This window comes from Psychromonas antarctica, from assembly GCF_022267535.1.
Lineage (GTDB): Bacteria > Pseudomonadota > Gammaproteobacteria > Enterobacterales > Psychromonadaceae > Psychromonas > Psychromonas antarctica.
On record NZ_JAHNZV010000008.1, the window covers coordinates 31,123 to 52,299 of the forward strand.

Annotated in this window: 16 protein-coding genes; 5 read left to right on the forward strand and 11 right to left on the reverse strand. The window is 40.6% G+C overall.

Annotated features, from left to right (window positions below; genetic code table 11):
* Positions 1 to 402 precede the first annotated feature (402 nt).
* Positions 403 to 1,575 carry a carbohydrate porin gene (locus KSO91_RS03860; protein WP_238741527.1) on the forward strand — a complete coding sequence of 391 codons (1,173 nt, stop codon included), beginning with the start codon at positions 403 to 405 and terminating at the stop codon, positions 1,573 to 1,575.
* A 677-nt stretch (positions 1,576 to 2,252) separates the two neighbouring features.
* Here KSO91_RS03860 and KSO91_RS03865 read toward each other — a convergent pair.
* From KSO91_RS03865 to mazG, 4 genes are all read right to left on the reverse strand, one after another.
* Positions 2,253 to 2,819 (reverse strand): phosphopyruvate hydratase, encoded by a 567-nt coding sequence (locus tag KSO91_RS03865; RefSeq protein WP_238741528.1) that lies wholly within the window; start codon positions 2,817 to 2,819, stop codon positions 2,253 to 2,255.
* A gap of 327 nt (positions 2,820 to 3,146) precedes the next feature.
* On the reverse strand, positions 3,147 to 4,448 hold the full coding sequence (gene eno, locus KSO91_RS03870; protein ID WP_238741529.1) for a phosphopyruvate hydratase: 1,302 nt from the start codon (positions 4,446 to 4,448) through the stop codon (positions 3,147 to 3,149).
* 113 nt (positions 4,449 to 4,561) lie between these two features.
* Positions 4,562 to 6,199: a CTP synthase gene (locus tag KSO91_RS03875; protein WP_238741530.1), complete on the reverse strand. Its 1,638-nt coding sequence runs from the start codon at positions 6,197 to 6,199 to the stop codon at positions 4,562 to 4,564.
* A gap of 307 nt (positions 6,200 to 6,506) precedes the next feature.
* The gene (mazG, locus tag KSO91_RS03880; RefSeq protein ID WP_238741531.1) at positions 6,507 to 7,343 is read right to left on the reverse strand and encodes a nucleoside triphosphate pyrophosphohydrolase; all 837 of its coding nucleotides are present in this window, start codon (positions 7,341 to 7,343) and stop codon (positions 6,507 to 6,509) included.
* Positions 7,344 to 7,511: 168 nt separating this feature from the next.
* Between mazG and KSO91_RS03885 the strand changes: the two genes are divergently transcribed.
* The 4 genes from KSO91_RS03885 to KSO91_RS03900 all read left to right on the forward strand — a co-directional run bounded on the left by KSO91_RS03885 (position 7,512) and on the right by KSO91_RS03900 (position 13,587).
* Positions 7,512 to 8,537, forward strand: a complete 1,026-nt coding sequence (locus KSO91_RS03885; RefSeq protein ID WP_238741533.1) for an efflux RND transporter periplasmic adaptor subunit — start codon at positions 7,512 to 7,514, stop codon at positions 8,535 to 8,537.
* Positions 8,537 to 11,731: an efflux RND transporter permease subunit gene (locus KSO91_RS03890; RefSeq protein ID WP_238741535.1), complete on the forward strand. Its 3,195-nt coding sequence runs from the start codon at positions 8,537 to 8,539 to the stop codon at positions 11,729 to 11,731. The genes KSO91_RS03885 and KSO91_RS03890 overlap by 1 nt, the downstream gene beginning before the upstream one ends.
* A gap of 258 nt (positions 11,732 to 11,989) precedes the next feature.
* Positions 11,990 to 13,477: a sodium-dependent transporter gene (locus KSO91_RS03895; RefSeq protein WP_238741537.1), complete on the forward strand. Its 1,488-nt coding sequence runs from the start codon at positions 11,990 to 11,992 to the stop codon at positions 13,475 to 13,477.
* 2 nt (positions 13,478 to 13,479) lie between these two features.
* Complete coding sequence (locus KSO91_RS03900) at positions 13,480 to 13,587, forward strand: MetS family NSS transporter small subunit (protein ID WP_238741539.1); 108 nt, start codon at positions 13,480 to 13,482, stop codon at positions 13,585 to 13,587.
* Between the two features lie 66 nt (positions 13,588 to 13,653).
* On the opposite strand, the gene KSO91_RS03905 is transcribed toward KSO91_RS03900, so the two are convergent.
* The 7 genes from KSO91_RS03905 to lepA form a co-directional block, all read right to left on the reverse strand.
* Entirely contained in the window at positions 13,654 to 14,886 is a 1,233-nt protein-coding gene (locus KSO91_RS03905) for an aminotransferase class V-fold PLP-dependent enzyme (protein WP_238741585.1), read from the reverse strand.
* 59 nt (positions 14,887 to 14,945) lie between these two features.
* Positions 14,946 to 15,683, reverse strand: coding sequence for a pyridoxine 5'-phosphate synthase (gene pdxJ / locus KSO91_RS03910; protein ID WP_238741541.1), 738 nt, complete (start codon positions 15,681 to 15,683; stop codon positions 14,946 to 14,948).
* A 26-nt stretch (positions 15,684 to 15,709) separates the two neighbouring features.
* The gene (gene recO, locus KSO91_RS03915) at positions 15,710 to 16,411 is read right to left on the reverse strand and encodes a DNA repair protein RecO (protein ID WP_238741544.1); all 702 of its coding nucleotides are present in this window, start codon (positions 16,409 to 16,411) and stop codon (positions 15,710 to 15,712) included.
* Between the two features lie 70 nt (positions 16,412 to 16,481).
* Positions 16,482 to 17,384 (reverse strand): GTPase Era, encoded by a 903-nt coding sequence (gene era / locus KSO91_RS03920; protein ID WP_238741547.1) that lies wholly within the window; start codon positions 17,382 to 17,384, stop codon positions 16,482 to 16,484.
* Positions 17,384 to 18,064 carry a ribonuclease III gene (rnc, locus tag KSO91_RS03925; RefSeq protein ID WP_238741549.1) on the reverse strand — a complete coding sequence of 227 codons (681 nt, stop codon included), beginning with the start codon at positions 18,062 to 18,064 and terminating at the stop codon, positions 17,384 to 17,386. The genes era and rnc overlap by 1 nt, the downstream gene beginning before the upstream one ends.
* A 2-nt stretch (positions 18,065 to 18,066) precedes the next feature.
* A complete protein-coding gene (gene lepB, locus KSO91_RS03930) occupies positions 18,067 to 18,981 on the reverse strand; it encodes a signal peptidase I (RefSeq protein WP_238741550.1) in 915 nt (304 codons plus the stop codon).
* A gap of 264 nt (positions 18,982 to 19,245) precedes the next feature.
* Positions 19,246 to 21,042, reverse strand: coding sequence for a translation elongation factor 4 (gene lepA, locus KSO91_RS03935; protein ID WP_238741551.1), 1,797 nt, complete (start codon positions 21,040 to 21,042; stop codon positions 19,246 to 19,248).
* Between the last annotated feature and the right edge of the window lie 135 nt (positions 21,043 to 21,177).

Consider the following 21,177-nt stretch of genomic DNA (forward strand, 5'->3'; position numbering starts at 1 on the left):
GAAAAACAAGAACGTTATTTTCCCACATTAACTAACAAATTAAAATATGCGGCTAAAAACATAATGATAACGCGCATCGTCATTACCAGCTGTCTTTATTAATACACTATTCAAGCGTAGGTTTAGTGCAACTATCTGAATTATTGATAGACTTTATTCTTTACTGTGTTTCTAAATGCTTTTTTTGTAGAGTGCGTCAATAAAGTTGCATAAAAGTTCCAGAAAAAACATTACCGTGATAAAAGTGTGACCTATGTCTTAGTCTTTATCGAGACAAGCCCCTTATAATGCCGACCAAGTTGATTGGAACTTCAATTACACATTTAGTTGTAATCGCCAATTGGCTCACCTTAGAGTGATGGATTCTCAAATAAAATAAATAATAGAAATTAAGGAATAGCTATGAAATTTAAAATGCTTTCGGCTGCAGTTGCAGTTGCATTGTTATCAACTAGCGCATCAGCGGTAGACTTTACAGGTTATGCTCGTTCAGGTGTTGGCGCATCTGCAGATGGTGGCATGATCACTTCAAACAAAGATAAAGTAGGTCGTCTTGGTAATGAGAATGATACTTATGTTGAGTTAGCTCTAGGTCAAAACCTATATGATGACAGTGGCGTGAAATTTGATATTCACTCTTTAGCTGTGTTTAACCCAGGTCAAAACGCTACAGATTACCAATCAGACCAAGAAGTTCTAATCCGAGAAATCTATGCTACAGCAAGTGGTGTACTTGGTTCATCTACACTATGGGCTGGTAAACGTTACTACCAACGTCATGACATCCATATTACAGATGATTACTACTGGGCAATTAACGGCGATGGCGCTGGTATCGAAAACATTGCAATTGGTGATACAGCTCTTTCTCTAGCTTGGTTCCAACGTGGTGGTGCTGATGGCGCTGCGAATACCAACATTTTAGATGCACGCTTAGCGGGCATTCAAATGTGGAAAAACGCATCATTAGAACTAGGCGTGACTACTTGGATGCCTAATGCAGAGTCTGATGCAAATGACGCATCTACTATGCTAACAGCTGAATACGTTCAAGGTGATTTCTTAGGTGGCTTTAACAAATTAATCGTCCAAGTCGCAAACCAAGGTCTTGCTAACGGTTTCACTTGGGGAACTGACGGTAGCTGGAATGCCGATGATAGCGATGCTGCTGATGATTCTAAAGCGTTCCGCATTTACAACTGGGGTGTTGTTAGCCCATCTGAAAAAATCAATGTTGGTTACACATTAGGTTTTGTTTCTGGCTCTGATTTAACTACTACAGATAATGGTGATTTCACTCAATATAATGTTGTTGTACGTCCTCAGTACTCTTGGACTGATAACATGAAATCTCAACTAGAAGTTGGTTACTACAACAGAGAAGAAGGTACTGCAGATTCTTCAGAAATGAAATTTACTGTTGCACAAACTTGGTCTCCAGCAAGCGGTTTTTGGTCTCGTCCAGAAATCCGTGTTTTCGCAACTTACTTAGCTGATCTAGAAGATAACGACACTCGTTACAACGGTGAAGACGATGCATTAAGCGTTGGTGTACAAATGGAAGCTTGGTGGTAAGCCACAAAGTTTAAACGCTTAATTTATAAGCCATTAAACTATTGATTAAAACCCTTGTCAGGCAACTGACAAGGGTTTTTTTATGTTGCGCAAAGGATAAGCGTTTTCATCGTTACAGAACGAACGCCATCACCCTCTATATTGCTTGGTATTATTAATAGCGGGTTATTGACCTTCTTGGTAAACAACGGAGTCCAGTTATTCAAACCTAGTTGCCTGCCATCCTAAGGCGAGTGATAACCTCTGTATAAAGCATCCCCACAAAAAAACCTAAACGAATTCAAAGATGACAATTATCAACGACGTAGACTTGCGAAGTGTGTGTGGATAGTTTTATATGCTTCAAGGAAAATTATTGCTAGTAAAATCAAAAGCTGTCAACCACGGAGGGTACGCACACAAACTTTTTTTGGGGTTTCTTCGAGTCCTCTTTATAGCGCAGCGGCTGCGTGGTTAGCTTGTTGTTTGTTTGCTGGCAGTCAGGTCAGGCCAAAAATGATTAACCACCGAGGTACAAAAGAAAAGGAAGGATAAATCTAAAAACCCAAACCTACCCCGCCTTTGTTTTCTTAGTGTCCTCTGCGCCGCGGCTTCGTGATTAGCTTTTGTGTTGCTAAGTTAACGAAAAATAGATGTAAATAGTGGCACTGTATCGATTTATTTATCCCTAGCTGAGGCTATTTGGCAATTCTCCAAAATAGCAATTTATTTTCCAGTTCAGGGAAAAGAGGGCGAATAAATAACTTATAACTGGTGATCAGCCCGACTATCACTTTAATAACAACCATCTGCTCAATACCCAAAAGATAATAAGCAAATCCGCCAACAAATGCAGATATCAGCATGAAAAATTGAAAAATGAAGATACGTTTGAAACTTAAAGCGATTAATATCAGCACAAAATCCAGCCAAGTCAGTAACAAGCCTAATGACGGGTTATCCAAGTAATCATTTAACGCAAAATAGGTGAAGTAAGAAAGCCCCGCTATCATGAGCATAAGCACAAGATGCGTTAACTTTTTCGGTGCATCAGTAAAGTCACATAGGTAGCGGTACAAAGTGACACTACCGACGACTAAATTCAATAATACTTTTGGTAATACGCCTATCATCACCCCCCACATCACATCATTGGCAACGGACAGAAATGAAGCAAGGCGCATATTTTTCATACCATTAAACAACAATAATAAAATATAGAAAGCAACACTTGTCCATCCCATTATCTCTACTAACAAATCCATACACTACCCCCCTAATACATACTACAGACAAAAAAAATCCCCGAACTAGACGAGGATTTTGATTCCCACGCAGTACGTGGGAAAAACTAAAAACTGCTAATTATTAATTATTGGTTTTTAACTTCTTTAAGACCTTTGTAAGGTGCTTTTGAACCTAGCGCTTCTTCAATACGTAGAAGTTGGTTGCCCGTAGTTAACAAAAAGCAGCAACACGATCAGAACGGCTTAATATGCTTCTAGCCTCAGTAAATCACCGACAAAAAAATCCCCGTATAAACGAGGATTTATATTCCCACGCAACGCATGGGAAAAACTAAAAACCGCTAATTACTGGTTTTTAACTTCTTTAAGACCTTTGTAAGGTGCTTTTGAACCTAGCGCTTCTTCAATACGTAGAAGCTGGTTGTACTTAGCAACACGATCACTGCGGCTTAATGAACCTGTTTTGATTTGACCAGCAGCAGTACCAACAGCAAGATCTGCAATTGTTGAATCTTCTGTTTCGCCAGAACGGTGAGAGATAACAGCAGTGAAGCCTGCATCTTTAGCCATTTTGATTGCAGCAAGTGTTTCAGTCAAAGAACCGATTTGGTTAAATTTGATTAAGATAGAGTTAGTAATACCTTCTTTGATACCACGAGCAAGAATCTTCGTATTTGTAACGAACAGATCGTCACCTACTAGTTGAATTTTGTCACCTAGTAGTTCAGTTTGGTGTTTAAAACCAACCCAATCAGACTCATCAAGACCATCTTCAATAGAAACGATTGGGTAATCTTTAACAAGACCTTCAAGGAAGTAGTTGAACTCTTCAGCAGTGAAAGTTTTGCCTTCACCCTTAAGTTCGTACATACCCGTTTCTTTGTTATAGAACTCAGATGCAGCACAATCCATCGCTAGCGTAATGTCTTTACCCAGTTCGTAACCAGCATTTGCAACAGCAACTTTAATTGCAGCAAGTGCAGCAGCGTTTGATGGAAGGTTCGGAGCGAAACCACCTTCATCACCAACTGCGGTGCTATGGCCGTCAGCTTTAAGTACTTTAGCAAGGCTATGAAATACTTCAGCACCCATACGCAGACCTTCACGGAAAGTCGTTGCGCCAACTGGTTGAATCATGAATTCTTGGATATCAACAGAGTTATCAGCATGCTCACCACCATTGATGATGTTCATCATTGGAAGCGGCATAGAGTAAACACCAGGAGTACCGTTAAGGTCAGCGATGTGGGCGTATAGTGGCACTTTTTTAGAAACTGCAGCAGCTTTAGCAGCAGCTAGAGAAACAGCTAGGATAGCGTTTGCGCCAAATTTTGCTTTGTTCTCAGTACCATCTAAATCGATCATGATTTGATCAAGTTCAGCTTGTGCAAGCGCATCTTTACCAAGTAATGCTTCAGCGATTGGGCCATTAACAGCCGCAACAGCTTTAAGAACGCCTTTACCTAGGTAGCGTGCTTTATCACCATCACGTAACTCTAACGCTTCACGCGAACCAGTAGATGCACCTGAAGGCGCTGCAGCCATACCGATTGAACCGTCAACTAGGTGAACTTCAGCTTCAACAGTCGGGTTCCCACGTGAATCCATGATTTCGCGAGCAAGTACTTTTACGATATTAGAAGACATAATTGTTCCTTTGATTGTAGTGTTTAAAAATAATATTAAAAATTGGTTGTCTAGCTTAATAACACTTTATTTTGCCATTTTTTAACAAACTAAAGTGACCTGGTCAACAAAAACTATTTAAATCGTCCCTGTTGATGATCTATCGCAGATTTTATAAAGCCTTTAAATAAAGGATGCCCATCTCTAGGCGTCGATGTAAATTCCGGATGGAATTGCGCAGCAACAAACCAAGGATGATTTGGGATCTCAATAATTTCTACTAGTTTCTTATCTTCAGATAAACCTGTTACGGCTAAACCGGCTTTCTCTAGGATAGGTAATAAATTATTATTTACCTCATAACGATGGCGATGACGTTCAAAAATAGTTCTACTAGCGTACATCTCTTGCACTTTAGATCCATCTTTGAGATGACAAAGCTGTGCACCAACGCGCATTGTACCACCTAAATCAGAATCTTCACTACGCTGTTCAACATCACCTGTTTTATCAGTCCATTCCGTAATAAGGCCAACAACAGGTTGTTCACAATCAGGTTTAAATTCTGTTGAATGCGCATTTTTAAGTCCTGCAACATGACGAGCAAATTCGATAAGCGCAACCTGCATACCTAAACATATACCTAAATAAGGTATTTTGTTTTCACGAGCGTATTGCGCGGCTAAAATTTTACCTTCAATACCCCGTTCGCCGAAGCCACCAGGTACTAAAATTGCGTCAACCCCTTCTAAAATTGAAACGCCTTTTACTTCGACATCTTGTGAGTCGATATATTTTATTTTTACTGACGCCGCGTTTTTCAGGCCACCATGTTTTAAGGCTTCATTAACGGATTTATAAGCATCAGGTAATTCTATGTACTTGCCCACCATACCAATAACTACTTCGTTGGTAGTGTTTGCTTCTTCAGAAACCACTTGTGCCCATTCACTTAAATCTGCTTCGGGGCAAAGCAAACCAAAACGCTTAACACAAATTTCATCGAGTCCCTGCGCTTTTAGTAAAGCGGGTATTTTGTAAATAGAATCAACGTCGCGTAATGAAATAACCGCTTTTTCTTGGACATTACAAAAGAGAGCAATTTTAGCGCGTTCATTGGCGGGAATATTCACCTCGGAACGGCACACTAATATATCTGGTTGAATCCCCAAACTGCGCAATTCTTTTACCGAGTGTTGGGTCGGTTTTGTTTTCACTTCACCGGCCGTTTTTAGATAAGGTAAAAGAGTTAAATGCATACACATTGCATTTTCTTGACCTACTTTTAACACTAATTGGCGAATCGCCTCAAGGAAAGGTTGTGACTCGATGTCGCCCACCGTACCGCCCAATTCAACAATAGCAATATCATGCCCATCACCACCAGCAATAATACGATCCTGAATTTCATTGGTGATATGGGGAATAACCTGAATGGTTGCACCAAGGTAATCGCCTCGACGCTCTTTCGCCAATACTTCAGAGTAAACTCGACCGGTGGTAAAGTTATTACGTTTAGTCATTTTGGTGCGAATAAAACGTTCATAATGGCCTAAATCAAGATCTGTTTCAGCACCATCATCGGTGACAAACACTTCACCGTGCTGGGTAGGACTCATGGTGCCGGGATCAATGTTAATATAGGGATCAAGTTTCATAATTGTTACGTCAAGACCACGTGCTTCTAGAATAGCAGCGAGTGAACCTGCAGCAATACCTTTACCTAGCGATGAAACAACACCGCCAGTTACGAAAATATATTTTGTCGTCATAGTAACCCTGAGAGTTTAGGAATTAGAAAAAATGAAACTTTTATTCATTGAATAATCAAACTGCAAACATAAAAAAATGCCCGCTTATATATAAGCGACAAGTTAAGTTGGCAAATTAATTGACTGTCATTACAAATGTGAATTTTGAACATTTAGATGGGGAGGCATTGTAGCAAAACCTCTCATTTTCGACAATCCTTTATACCTATTTACTTAAAAACAAAGCACAGTATGACTAATAAATTTATTTTAACCCATTCTGCTTAATTGCTAAAAATCGACGAGATGGGTTAAGCTGTTGTATTGCCTAGCTAGATTGAGACTTATTAAGTTCTTTCTTGACTCTCGTCCAGATCACCTCTAATTCATCAAGCGAACAATCACTAAGCTGCTTACCCTGTTTTAAAACCTCCAGTTCGACTAAACGGAAACGTTTTTCAAATTTAATATTCGCTTGTCGCAATACCTGCTCCGGATTGCATTGCAGATGACGTACCAGATTAATATTCGCAAATAACAGATCTCCGAGCTCATCTTCAATGCGTACCTGCTTTTCTTGTGCCGTTAAATCATCACGATTAACTTCCGCTAACACCTCGTCTATCTCCTCTTTAATTTTATCAATAACAGGGGGTAGTGTTACCCAATCAAAGCCCACTGTTGCACAACGTTTTTGAATTTTATATGCACGGTTTAATGCGGGCAGTGATAATGGGATATTATCCAGTACGCTGCTCCCTTTATTGTCGGCATCGGCTTTGAGTATGCGCTCTTTCTCTTTTTCAGCTTCCCAATTGGCGTGCACGGCCTGCTCATCGACAAACTCAGCCTGTGCAAAAACATGCGGATGACGACGCACCAACTTCTCATTAAGGGTGTCAATAATATCTTCAAAATCAAATAGATTTTTCTCTTTTGCCATTTGTGCATAAAAGATTACTTGAAATAGCAGATCCCCTAATTCCCCTTTTAGATCGACAAAATCTTTCTGCTCAATCGCATCTGCAACTTCATAGACTTCTTCGATAGTATGCGCAACAATCGAATCAAAGGTCTGCTTGATGTCCCAAGGGCAGCCATTTTCAGGATCCCGTAGTTGCTGCATAATATTTAATAACTCTTCTAAGTTGTTTTTTTTCATCATTTCAATGCCCTACTTAATATATTTAAGATTGAATATCCACAATAATGGATTTTTGACTTATTGATAACTAAATTAATGATTGAGTTGACCCTATTCGCTTTAAATATTAGAATAATCTAAATTAGCTTTCCCAGTTAGCACGCTACTATATCTAATAAGGATATAACGATGAATCATTGTATTTTGAATAAATCACCACAATTAATAGCTCTGAGTCTGTTGTTTATCTGTTGGCGCGCTTTTTCTGCAGATTTGTTAATCGTAAAAAACGATCTAAAAGAACAGCTAGTGGTAATTGATGCGACTATTGAAGCGGTCAATAAAGCGACTTTATCAGCGCAAACATCGGGCCGTGTCAGGCAAATCTATTTTGATACTAATGATTATGTAACACAAGGCAGCGTTATACTGGAGATAACCAATAAAGAGCAAGGGGCATTATTGGCAGTGGCCGAAGCGGAGGTTTATCGAACCCAAGCCTTATACAATGAGGCAACGTTAACCTATCAGCGCTATAAAAAACTTTTCCCTAAAGGGGCGATTTCTCAAGGCCAGTTAGATCAAGCAGAGGCGGCGGCTAAAACCAATAAACAATTAACATTGGCTGCGCAAGCCAATTTAAATAAAGCCAAAGAATCTCTCGATTACACCATTATTAAAGCCCCTTATTCAGGCATCGTCACTGCACGCCATGTTGAGGTAGGAGAAACAATTACGCCGGGACAACCTCTTTTTTCAGGGATGTCCCTACAAAAATTACGTGCAGTAACAGAAATTCCACAACGCCATCTGGAAGCGCTGCGTAAGAATCCTGAGTTTATTATTACCCTCAACGATGGTAGCCAACTCGTATCAGATAAAATCACTTTATTTAATTATGCAGATCAGCAATCTCATGCCTTTAAAGTCCGTATCGAACTGCCCGAAACAACTCACCTATTACTACCGGGTATGTGGGTAAAGGTGCAATTTGTAAGCGGTGAGCGCCAATCAATAACCATTCCAAGAAGTGCTATTTTAAATAACAATGAACTCAATGCAGTTTATCGCGATGTTAACGGTAAAGCGTTATTAACACAGGTACGTTTAGGCACAATAGCAGAAGACAGTGTGGAGGTCCTTGCAGGCTTAAAGCAAGGTGATGTAATCAGTGTCGATGCCTATAAAAAACTGCAACAGTTGGAGTCTAAATAATGACTAATCAACTGCATATATCCGGCAAGATAGCCCGTTATTTTCAAGGTGCGGCAATCACTCCGCTGCTTGCGATTGTTGGTTTGTTATTAGGGTTTTTCGCTATTATAGTCACCCCCAAAGAGGAAGAGCCACAAATTGATGTGACCTTTGCCGATATTTATATCCCTTTCCCCGGCGCATCACCTAAAGAGGTTGAAAACTTAGTAACCATCCCCTTGGAACAAGTTATTTCGGAAATAAAAGGTGTCGATACCAGCTACTCTTTTTCTCAACCTGATGGTGCGATGATCATCGTCATTTTCGAAGTCGGTAAAGAGCGCAACGATGCCATTGTTAATCTTTATAATCAGATTTATTCCAATATGGATAAACTGCCCTTACATGCAGGTATTGGCCAGCCATTAATTAAAGCACGATCGATTGATGATGTACCTATTTCCGCGGTAACGCTTTGGTCTAAAGATAAAAACGTCAGCGCACAACAATTAACTGAAGTTGCACACGGACTTGAAAGTGAACTGCAGCATATTGATGGTACACGTGATATCTACACCATTGGCGGACATTTATTGACCGTTAATATCCGCATAGATCCTGCTAAAATGAATACTTTTGCAGTCAGTTATGATGCCATTAATCAAGTGTTAGCCAGTAATAACGCCAGCTCTCCCATCGTTTCTTTAGTACAAAATAATCAACAAATAAAAGTACAAACCGGACAATTTTTAAAGAATATTTCTGAAATAAAAAAACTGCTTGTTTCTGTTAATCAAGGTTTTCCAGTTTATCTCGAGGATGTCGCCGATATTACCCTCGCCGCTGATATCCCAAATGAAAATGTTTGGCATGGCGAAAACGGTCAATTATACCCGGCTGTCACCGTGGCTATTGCTAAACAGCCAGGCAAAAACGCAGTGGATGTAACCCAAGCGATTGAAAAAAGAATTAATGAAATACACAATGTGCTAATCCCAGATAATATACAAGCCACTATCTCTCGAGATTACGGCGTAACCGCTAAGAATAAATCTGACACATTAATTGGTAAACTTATCTTCGCTACCAGCGCAGTGATTATTTTAGTATTAGTCACGATGGGGTGGCGCGAGGCGATCGTTGTCGGCGTGGCTATCTCCATCACCTTAACCATTACCCTCTTCGCCTCTTGGGCTTATGGTTTTACCCTTAACCGCGTTTCTCTCTTTGCCCTGATTTTCTCAATAGGGATTCTCGTCGACGATGCAATAGTAGTCGTTGAAAATATTCACCGTCATATGAAACTCAGTAACGACAAACTCAGTGTGATCATTCCTATTGCAGTGAACGAAGTCGGCGGCCCCACTATTCTAGCGACATTCACGGTGATCGCAGCGCTATTACCCATGGCATTTGTGACCGGTTTAATGGGGCCTTATATGAGCCCTATCCCAATTAATGCCAGTATGGGAATGCTTATTTCTCTGGTAGTGGCTTTTATTCTTTCACCTTGGCTAAGCAGTAAACTACTTAAACATCCCGCCAGCGCAAGAGCCCAAGAAACGCAAGAGAGCCAAATCGAAAATGATAAAAATAATTTTATGGCGCGTTTATTTAAGCATTTGATTGGCCCTTTTATTCTCGGTAGCAAAGCTAAATTAGCGCGTTGGTTACTCTTTTTAGGTGTATTACTACTGATCCTTTTATCCCTTCTACTGCCATTCAATAAGCTAGTCGTGATGAAAATGCTGCCTTTTGATAATAAATCGGAATTTCAAATACTAGTGGATCTACCCGAAGGAAGTCCGGTTGAGATGACACAGCGCCTACTCATTGAACTAAGCGATGTCGTTACAAAAATCCCCGAGCTAAAAGATTTTCAACTCTACGCTGGCACAGCAGCTCCAATTAATTTTAATGGTTTAGTTCGCCATTATGATATGCGCGCGACACAGGAGCTAGGCGATATCCAAGTTAACTTAATTGATAAAAAGGAGAGAAAACGCAATAGTCATGAAATAGCAATGAGTGTCCGTGAAAATTTGCAAACAATCGCTAAACTTTATAATGCCAACCTAAAAGTCGTTGAAGTACCGCCGGGTCCACCTGTCTGGTCACCGATTCTCGCTGAAGTCTATGGCCCCAATCAAGCAATTCGAGAGAAAACTGCCACGCAATTAAAAAACCTGTTTATCGAAGCCGATAATGTCGTTGATATCGATATTATGTTCCCGGAAGATCAACCCAAATGGCAAGTAAAAATAGATCGCGCTAAGGCAAGTCGTTTTGGCGTTCCTTATGCCAATATTGTCGATGCGGTCACCACCTCAGTCGGAGGGAAAGAAATCAATATTTTGCATAGTGATCAACAGAAATATGCGATACCAATTCGCCTGCAACTTAAAGAAGGTGAAAAGGTCAATTTAGAGCAAGTCTTAAACCTTAAATTATCCAGTCAAACGGGTCAGTTAATTGCGCTTTCAGAAATGGTCAGCATTAAAAAAGTACTCATGGATAAACCGATTATGCACAAAAACATGATTCCTATGATCATGGTAACTGCAGATATGACCGGGGAATTAGACAGTCCGTTGTATGGTATGTACGCGATCTCAGATCAAATAAAAACACTTGGCCTCGATATCCAACAGTATTTTATCCACCAGCCAAACGGCACCAGTGAAGTTGCCATACTTTGGGATGGTGAGTGGAAAATAACCTATGAAACTTTCCGAGATATGGGAATTGCTTATGCGATAGGAATGATACTAATTTACCTTTTAGTGGTTGCTCAATTTCGTTCCTACATCGTGCCAATCATTATTATGGCCCCTATTCCCTTGACCATTATTGGCGTTATGCCCGGCCACGCACTTTTAGGACAGCAATTTACCGCAACCTCGATGATAGGCATGATTGCCTTGGCCGGTATTATTGTGCGTAATTCAATTTTGTTAGTGGATTTTATTAATCATCAAAGCAACAATGGTAAACCTTTTAAAGAAGCGGTGATCCATTCAGGAGCCGTGCGCGCCAAACCGATTATTTTAACCGGGTTGGCAGCGATGATAGGGGCATTTTTTATACTTGATGATCCGATATTTTCGGGATTAGCGATTAGCCTTATCTTCGGTATTTTAATATCAACGGTATTAACACTCGTCATTATTCCCGTGCTCTATTACACCTTTATGCATAAACAGTTTGAGCATTAATTATAAAGGTCGCCAATAACCCGATAGTAATTAATTGTTTTTTTGCTATCAGGTTATTTACTCAATTATTCACCTCATAACCTTTATCAATAACCCCATAAAAAGACGCACCGTTTAGTTTTTAACATAACTTATTGCCTTGCCCCGCTCAAATCGGTAATCTTCTTCATGCTTGGCTGAAATTTCTGGCTTAAGCGCACCAATATTAATAATTAGCAGACTCGCTAATTTTCAAGAACAAACCATATGGGAATTTTTATGAAACGAGAACAATGGGGCTCCCGAGCAGGATTTATTCTTGCCGCAGTAGGATCTGCAATTGGATTAGGTAATATTTGGCGCTTCCCTTATATGGCTTATGAAAATGGTGGCGGAGCATTTTTTATCCCTTACCTATTTGCCATGTTAACAGCTGGTATTCCATTTATGATAATGGAATTTGGCATGGGTCAAAAATACAAAGGTTCAGCACCACGTGTTTTTGCTAAATTAAATCAAAAATATGAATGGCTTGGCTGGTTCCAAATTTCTATCGTAACCATCATCGGCATCTATTATGTAGCCGTGATTGGTTGGGCAATCTCCTACTTCAGCATGTCATTTACACAAAGCTGGGGAACAGACACTAATGCTTTCTTTTTTAGTGATTATTTGCAACTCGGTAGTGATAACTCACCCAGCAAATTAGGCTCAATACAATGGCATATCGCCATTCCAATTACGATAGCCTGGGCAGTCACTTTCGCCGCTATCTTCACTGGAATAAAAGGCGGCATTGAACGCGCGACTAAGATTATGATGCCTTTACTCTTTTTAATGGTTATCGCTTTAATTGCACGTATGGTTTTTCTGCCGGGCGCTCTAGATGGTCTAAATTATCTATTCCAGCCTGATTTTAGTAAAATCGCCGATCTTAAAGTCTGGTCTGCCGCTTATGGACAAATATTCTTCACTTTAAGTGTTGGTTTTGCAATTATGCTTGCTTATTCAAGCTACCTACCTGATGACTCAGATATCAATAATAATGCCTTTATGACGGTATTAATTAACTGTGGCTTCTCGATTGTTGCCGGAATACTTATCTTCTCTATTCTTGGTTACATGGCACATGAGCAAGCGAAGCCTTTAACCGAAGTCGTCACTTCGGGTGTAGGTCTTGCATTTGTGACGATTCCTGCTGCAATAAACCTGTTACCTGCGCCTTATATTTTAGGACCGATCTTCTTCTTCGCGCTTGTTATTGCGGGACTAAGTTCTCACCTATCAATTATTGAGGCATCAACTTCTGCCTTTATGGATAAATTGAACTGGTCTCGACGAAAAGCTGCGTCAGTTGTTTGTAGTGTTGGTTTTATTGCATCCATGGCCTTTGCAACAAACGGTGGTTTACTACTGCTAGATTTAGTCGATTACTTTATTAACAATATTGCACTATTATCGAGCTGTATTATTGAGCTTATTATTATGGGATGGTTGGTAAAACTGACTGTTATCCATAAACATGTAAATAAACTTTCTGAATTTACCGTTGGTCAATGGTTTGAGGTTTGCATACGTTACATTAGCCCGGCATTTTTAATCGTTATTTTAGGTACCAACATTAAAAACACCTTAACTGACGGCTACGGGGGTTATGCTCAATCTGATTTACTGATACTTGGCTGGGGTGTGATCGCTGCAATGCTAGTCATTGCTATTGTAATTAATAAAACCAGTAGTAATTTAGAATTAATCAAGGAGGTTTAACAATGACAACAAGTGCAATTATTATGATGGTTTTCGGTTTAGGCATTACCTGGGGAGGCGCAGCCCTCTGTATCCGTAGAGCTGCACAAGGCAACAACAAAGACCAATAATCAGTCAGATTAACGCTCGGTTTCTGCCGTTCTAAATACTAAAAGGATCACCTCGGTGATCCTTTTTTATTCCTTTAGCATTTCAATAACGTTTTTAAGGGCTTCAATAAAACGCTGAGCCTCTTCAAGGGTATTGTAAATAGAGAATGAAACTCGTACCGTACCGCCGCAGTTCAATGTTTTCATCAAAGGCATCGCACAATGCGAACCGCTGCGCACCGCTATCCCCTGAGCGTCTAATAACATTGCGATATCAGTCGGATGCTCACCTTTGACTGAAAAACTTAATACACCCAATTTATCAACACCTTTGGCAAACAGGGTGATTTCAGGCATTCCTAATAAGGCATCTTCAGTAAAGGTTAGTAATGCCTGCTCATGATGTTGAACCGCTTGACGATCATACCCATTAATAAAATCGATAGCGGCAGCAAGCCCAATCACACCAGCAATATTCGGCGTCCCCGCTTCAAACTTAAACGGCAGATCGTTGTAAGTTGTTTGTTCAAAGGTGACGCTTTTTATCATCTCACCACCACCTTGCCAAGGAGGTAAAGCTTCCAGTAAAGCTTGTTTACCATACAAAACGCCAATCCCTGTCGGTGCAAATATTTTATGCCCGGAAAAAAGATAATAATCACAATCAAGCAATTGCACATCCACAACTTCATGGGCAATTGCTTGCGCGCCATCAACAATAACTTGCGCACCAACCTGATGAGCAAGTCGTACTATCTCTTTAATGGGGTTAATCACGCCTAACACATTAGAGACATGTGCAATCGACACTAATTTGCTTTTGTTATTTAAAAGGGCTTTGTAAGCCACTAAATCAAGGCTATTATCCGCCGCTAACGGAATCACTCTTAATACAGTACCACTGCGCTCGGCTAACATCTGCCAGGGAACAATGTTGGCATGATGCTCCAATGCACTGATAATGATTTCATCGCCAGCTTGCAGTTGTCCCATAAATACATTGGCGAGTAAGTTTATGCCTTCCGTGGTACCTTTAGTCCAGATTATCTCTTTACTGCTTTGTGCATTAATAAAGTGTTTAATACTCAAACGTGCCGCTTCAAATGCTTGCGTTGCACGGTTACTTAATTGATGGCTGCCGCGATGCACATTAGCATTAGAATTTTCATAATAATGGCAAATAGCATGGATCACAGATTGTGGTTTTTGAGTCGTAGCGGCGTTATCTAAATAAAGCAGCGGAAAATTATTTACGCTCTGGTTTAAGATAGGGAAGTGGCTGCGCAGTTCGGCAACAGAAAAATTTAGGTTAGACAAAATAGACTCCCTTCAACAGGGTAAACAATAAAGAGGGAGAGCAATTCCCTCTTAAGAGATTGTTATTGGCTGTTACGGCCTTCAATCATCAGACGCTTCATTTCCGCAACTGCAGAGGCAAAACCATCCACCACAGCACGAGCGACAATGGCATGACCGATATTCAGTTCAATAATCTCAGACAACGCAGCTATCGGTTTAACATTATGGTAATTAAGACCATGACCGGCATTTACTTTTATACCTGCTTGCGTTGCATAAGTCGCCGCTTTTGCGATACGCGCAAGTTCTGCTTGCTGAACGTCTTCTGACGCCGCATCGGCATATTGGCCAGTATGCAGTTCAATATAAGCGGCACCCGTTTTAATAGCAGCATCAATTTGCACAATTTCAGGATCGATAAAAAGCGACACCTGTATACCCGCTACATTTAGGCGACGTACTGCAGATTCCACTTTAGCAAATGATCCTGCAACATCTAAACCGCCCTCAGTGGTCAGCTCTTCACGTTTCTCAGGTACTAAACAAACAAAAGCGGGTTTGGTCTGAATTGCAATTTCAACCATCTCATCGGTAACCGCCATTTCTAAATTCATGCGCGTTTGCAAGGTTTGCGCAAGTATTGCTACATCACGATCTTTAATATGGCGTCGATCTTCACGCAGATGAATAGTAATACCATCCGCGCCAGCACATTCTGCAATCGCGGCTATATGGGCCGGCTCAGGAAAGCAGGTCCCACGGGCATTACGCAATGTTGCGATATGGTCGATATTTACACCGAGTAGAAGTTTGCTCATTTATTTTTATCCTGTTTTATCTTTTTTTATTTAACCAAAAATAGCGCTCGGCTATGCAACGGTTTATCACCTAATAGATGGGCCAGTGCTTGACGGCAAAATCGTTTTGCCGCTTTTAAAAGGCTGGGTGTGGAAAAATCACGACAAGAAAATGCCAACAATTCCTCTCCCGTATAGACTTGATCTTTCTTATGAATAGCTTGCTTAGCAAAAAAACCCGCTTGCTGCTGATACTGATATTCAAAGCCGGCTTCGATCAATTCGCCGCTATAAATATCTTCTTCAAAATTAACAGCATAACCTAATGTTTCTAACAGTGTCAGTTCAAAATGACGTAAAGCGACTTGTGGCTCAGCACTGCCCGCGATAGCAAGTAAGGTGTCCTGATAAGACTCAAACAAGCCGTCACAAGCGGTCTCTGCTTGTAATAAACGGTACAACAATTCATTAATATACATAGCAAGAAATAAACGCTCTTCAACTAACGGAACAACTTGGCTTTGCGCTTCTATCGACTTAAGCGTTTTTAAACTGCCCCGCCCAAAATAGCTCACCTGTAAGAGGGTAAATGGCTGTGCCATCCCTCGTTTCATACGCGTATTACTGCGACCGCCCTTATAAACCAAACTGACTCGGCCGACATCTTGACAAAAAAGATCCACCAATTGGCTCGTCTCCCGATAAGGACGACGATGTAAAATAAAGGCGTTATGGCACTCTAAAGACATTAATCAATTCCAAAGCGAAAGAGCCGTTTGTTACTAGCTTAGAAGCCAGTAACTCAATAACCGAAGCGGATTATTTACTGTAATCGTCGCCATAACCTAGACTGTGCAATGCGCGCATATCATCAGCCCAACCCGATTTTACTTTTACCCATATTTCTAAAAACACTTTTGAATCAAATAGTGCTTCCATATCTAGACGTGCTTGCTTACCAATCTCTTTTATTTTTTCACCTTTATTACCAATAACCATACGCTTTTGGCCATCACGTTCAACTAAAATCAACGCATTAATATGTAATATGCCGTTTGCTTGCTGCTTAAATTGTTCAATTTCAACGGTTACTGAATAAGGCAATTCATCACCCAAAAAGCGCATCAGTTTTTCACGTACAATTTCCGATGCCATAAAACGCGATGAACGATCGGTTATGTAATCTTCAGGGAAATAATGTTCTGATTCTGGCAATACTTCTTGTGCCCACTGACGAATTTTTTCAACATTATCCCCTTTTTTAGCGGACATAGGCAAAATATGTTTGAAATTATAAAGCTTACCTAACCCTTCAAGATGGGGTAACAATGACTCTTTATCTTGGACATTATCAATTTTATTAATCGCTAAAATAACCGGGCATTTTAGATACTGAAATTTACTCAGCACCATTTCATCATCTTCGTTCCAATGGGTGCCTTCAACAACAAAAATAACCATCTCGACATCATTGATAGAGCTTGAAGCGGCACGGTTCATCAAACGGTTGATAGCACGTTTTTCTTCGATATGCAGCCCCGGTGTATCAACAAAAATAGTTTGATAATCACCACGTGTATCAATGCCTAAAATACGGTGGCGCGTGGTTTGCGCTTTACGTGAAGTGATACTGACTTTTTGTCCTAAAAGGGCATTGATAAGCGTTGACTTACCCACATTTGGGCGACCGACAATCGCGACTAATCCACATTTTGTAGTCATTACGCTACTCCATTCAAAAAATCTAACATTTTTCCAGCGGCAATCTGCTCCGCTTTACGACGGCTAGTGCCCTGTCCTTTGACAGCCGGAAGGCCCGCAATGGAACAACTCATGGTGAAACGTTGATTATGTGCATCACCTTTAATATCAACGACTTCATATAATGGTAAGGGTTTTTTACGCGATTGTAGACGTTCTTGTAACTGGGTTTTAGGATCTTTCTGGCTAATACCCGGCAGGATCGTCGACAAGCGGCTGTCAAACCAGGCCAAAATAAGGTTTTTTACTGTATCAATATCAGAGTCTAAAAAAACAGCGCCAATAATCGCTTCGACACCATCAGCAATAATCGAATCACGACGGAAACCACCACTTTTAAGTTCACCCGGCCCCAAAATAAGGCAATCACCAAGTTGAAATTCGCGGCCTATTTCCGCCAGCATTTTCCCGCACACCAACGTTGCACGCATACGGCTTAAATCACCTTCATCGACTTTTGGAAAGCGCAGATAAAGATCCGTTGAAATGGCAAAACTTAATATTGAATCACCTAAAAACTCTAATCGTTCATTATGGCAGGCTAATGCACTACGGTGAGTTAATGCCTGTTTAAGCAATGCAAAGTCGGTAAAAGTATAACCGATACGTTTTTCTAAGCGTTTTAATTCAGCATTTTGCATAATTATTTTATTCCACCGATGCGATTAAAGCGAACACCACTGGGTACCCAAGTAGGTAATAAATCGGCATCTTTGCGGTAAAATTCAAAACTTATCCAGATAGCAACCGCTTTACCGACTAGATTTTGCGCAGGAACAAACCCCCAGTAGCGACTGTCTCTACTATTATCGCGATTGTCACCCATCATAAAATAGTGCCCTTCTGGCACCACCCATTCATAGGCATAAGTACCTGGCTGTTGGTAATAATAAGCGAGCTGATCTTGACGCATTGGGTTGTTCAGTATTTTATGGCTAACTTCACCTAAAATTTCGCTGAAAACCTGCATCTTCATCTTTTCATCAGCAAAGGTTTTATCACTCAAGTATTGCTGATCGACTTCTTTATAAGCACCACAAGGGGCTTTTTCGCAGGCTGGGATTAGATACAAACGCTTATCCTTATAAACGATACGATCCCCCGGCAAACCAACAACACGTTTGATATAATCAACGCGAGGGTCTTCAGGGTATTTAAAAACCGCAACATCACCACGCTTGGGTAAACTGACTGGAATTAAGGTGTTCTGCCAAACCGGCTCTTTTATACCGTAGGAAAACTTTTCGACTAAAATAAAGTCGCCCACTAATAGGGTCGGCATCATCGATCCAGACGGAATTTGAAACGGCTCATAAATAAATGAACGTAGCACAAATACGATGGCTATCACCGGAAATAGCGAACGCGCATTTTCAATAATGACATTCTCAGGGTGAATCGTTGCCAGTGTTTTATCATCAAGCGCGATTTCAGTTTTATCTTGCACCAGTTGGCGAGCAGCCCTTCGCGCAGGCCCCCAGCTGAATTTATCGAGTAACCAGATGAAACCGGTTAGGAAAGTTAAAACAACTAAGATAAGTGCAAACGTATTTGCCATATTGATTCCTATAAATTTATAAAATCAGATTATTTAAACCGACATGATCCTTCAATATCCGTTTAACTAATACGACTAGTCAGTGAAATTGCATCCGTAGTGCTGCTAATGCAATCGTTAAAAAGTAAAGTCACGCAGTTTACCGTGATAATAACAGCCATTACCCAAACTATCAGAAGATGGTTTGGGTAAATCAAAAACAAAAATGCGCAGATTTAAAACAAGCGCATTTTTTATTATTACAAGCGTAATCAAGGTATTAAACTATTTGTCTTTACCGATATGTAATACCGCTAAAAATGCTTCTTGTGGTACATCGACGTTACCCACGGACTTCATCCGTTTTTTACCCTCTTTCTGTTTCTTCAAGAGTTTTTTCTTACGGCTGATATCGCCACCATAACATTTTGCGATAACATTTTTACGTAACTGACGCACCGTAGAACGGGCAATGATTTTGGCACCAATAGCGGCTTGTATGGCAATGTCAAACATCTGCCGAGGAATCAGCTCTTGCATCTTTTCAACTAATTCACGTCCATAGTTTTCGGAGTTAGCACGATGTGTAATTAATGCTAGCGCATCAACACGATCGCCATTAATCATCACATCCACGCGGACCATATCTGCTAATTCAAAACGCACAAAGTTATATTCAAGAGAGGCATAACCACGGCTAGTCGATTTTAAACGGTCAAAGAAGTCCATCACCACTTCCCCCATCGGGACATGGTAAGTTAATGCAACTTGATTGCCGTGATAAACCATTTTGGTTTGTACACCGCGTTTATTGATACATAAAGTGATCACATTGCCCAAATAAGCTTGCGGTACTAAAATATTACATTCTGCAATGGGTTCACGAATTTCTTTGATATCATTGGTAGCAGGCAATTTTGCAGGGCTATCAATATAATGTACCGCCCCATCATTGGTTTCAACTTCATAGACTACCGTGGGAGCCGTAGTGATTAAATCAAGATCATATTCACGCTCTAAACGTTCTTGAATGATCTCCATATGCAATAAACCTAAAAAGCCACAACGAAAACCAAACCCTAATGCAGAGGAGTTCTCTGGCTCATAAAACAGTGAAGCATCATTAATACTTAACTTGCCTAACGCATCGCGGAAGTTCTCATAGTCATCGGAGCTAACAGGGAAAAGCCCCGCATAAACCTGCGGCTGAACACGCTTAAACCCACCTAATGCTTTAGGCGCTGGATTATTGGCTAAGGTCAAGGTATCACCGACTGGCGCTCCTAAGATATCTTTAATGCCGGAAACGACATAGCCGACTTCTCCCGCCTTCAAGATACCCGTTTCTTTTGCTTTGGGCGTAAAATAACCCACTTTCCCAACCAAATGTACTTGCTCAGTTGACATCACTTTCATGCGATCGCCAACTTTAATTTGTCCATTCTTAATGCGTACTAATGAGACAACGCCTTGGTAGTTATCAAACCACGAATCAATAATTAAAGCTTGTAGCGGTGCATTTATGTCACCTACAGGTGGCGGAATAGCACGCACTATCTCCTCTAAAACCAGATCTATACCTAAACCTGTTTTAGCGGAACAGCGCACTGCACTACTTGCATCAATGCCGATAATATCTTCTATCTCTTCGGCAACACGATCGGGCTCGGCGGCAGGCAAATCGATTTTATTTAAAATAGGAACCACTTCTAAATTCATTTCCATGGCGGTATAACAGTTAGCCAAGGTTTGTGCTTCAACGCCCTGACCTGCATCAACAACTAATAGCGCGCCTTCACAGGCGGCTAATGAACGAGAGACTTCGTAAGAAAAGTCAACATGTCCCGGCGTGTCGATAAAATTAAGTTGATATATTTGGCCATCATTGGCTTTGTAATCAAGGGTTACACTCTGCGCTTTGATAGTGATACCACGTTCACGCTCAATATCCATTGAGTCCAATACTTGAGCTGCCATTTCTCGATCACTTAATCCGCCACAAGTGCTGATTAAACGATCTGATAGCGTCGATTTACCGTGGTCGATATGGGCGATAATTGAAAAGTTACGAATATTTTTCATTAAGACGTCTAATACCTGTGTTATTGCATGCTGTATGCTGTGTCATGATGGCTTTTATACCTAAACCATCTTAACTTCAAAAAGTAGCGGCTGGCTTAGGTATATAACCGCCGTGCATTCTAGCTAATTTATCCG

Bases quoted from the DNA above. Each gene is read 5' to 3' on its own strand.
- KSO91_RS03860 (WP_238741527.1), top strand. From the start codon at position 403: ATGAAATTTAAAATGCTTTCGGCTGCAGTTGCAGTTGCATTGTTATCA.
- KSO91_RS03865 (WP_238741528.1), bottom strand. From the start codon at position 2,819: ATGGATTTGTTAGTAGAGATAATGGGATGGACAAGTGTTGCTTTCTAT.
- eno (WP_238741529.1), bottom strand. From the start codon at position 4,448: ATGTCTTCTAATATCGTAAAAGTACTTGCTCGCGAAATCATGGATTCA.
- KSO91_RS03875 (WP_238741530.1), bottom strand. From the start codon at position 6,199: ATGACGACAAAATATATTTTCGTAACTGGCGGTGTTGTTTCATCGCTA.
- mazG (WP_238741531.1), bottom strand. From the start codon at position 7,343: ATGATGAAAAAAAACAACTTAGAAGAGTTATTAAATATTATGCAGCAA.
- KSO91_RS03885 (WP_238741533.1), top strand. From the start codon at position 7,512: ATGAATCATTGTATTTTGAATAAATCACCACAATTAATAGCTCTGAGT.
- KSO91_RS03890 (WP_238741535.1), top strand. From the start codon at position 8,537: ATGACTAATCAACTGCATATATCCGGCAAGATAGCCCGTTATTTTCAA.
- KSO91_RS03895 (WP_238741537.1), top strand. From the start codon at position 11,990: ATGAAACGAGAACAATGGGGCTCCCGAGCAGGATTTATTCTTGCCGCA.
- KSO91_RS03900 (WP_238741539.1), top strand. From the start codon at position 13,480: ATGACAACAAGTGCAATTATTATGATGGTTTTCGGTTTAGGCATTACC.
- pdxJ (WP_238741541.1), bottom strand. From the start codon at position 15,683: ATGAGCAAACTTCTACTCGGTGTAAATATCGACCATATCGCAACATTG.
- recO (WP_238741544.1), bottom strand. From the start codon at position 16,411: ATGTCTTTAGAGTGCCATAACGCCTTTATTTTACATCGTCGTCCTTAT.
- era (WP_238741547.1), bottom strand. From the start codon at position 17,384: ATGACTACAAAATGTGGATTAGTCGCGATTGTCGGTCGCCCAAATGTG.
- rnc (WP_238741549.1), bottom strand. From the start codon at position 18,064: ATGCAAAATGCTGAATTAAAACGCTTAGAAAAACGTATCGGTTATACT.
- lepB (WP_238741550.1), bottom strand. From the start codon at position 18,981: ATGGCAAATACGTTTGCACTTATCTTAGTTGTTTTAACTTTCCTAACC.
- lepA (WP_238741551.1), bottom strand. From the start codon at position 21,042: ATGAAAAATATTCGTAACTTTTCAATTATCGCCCATATCGACCACGGT.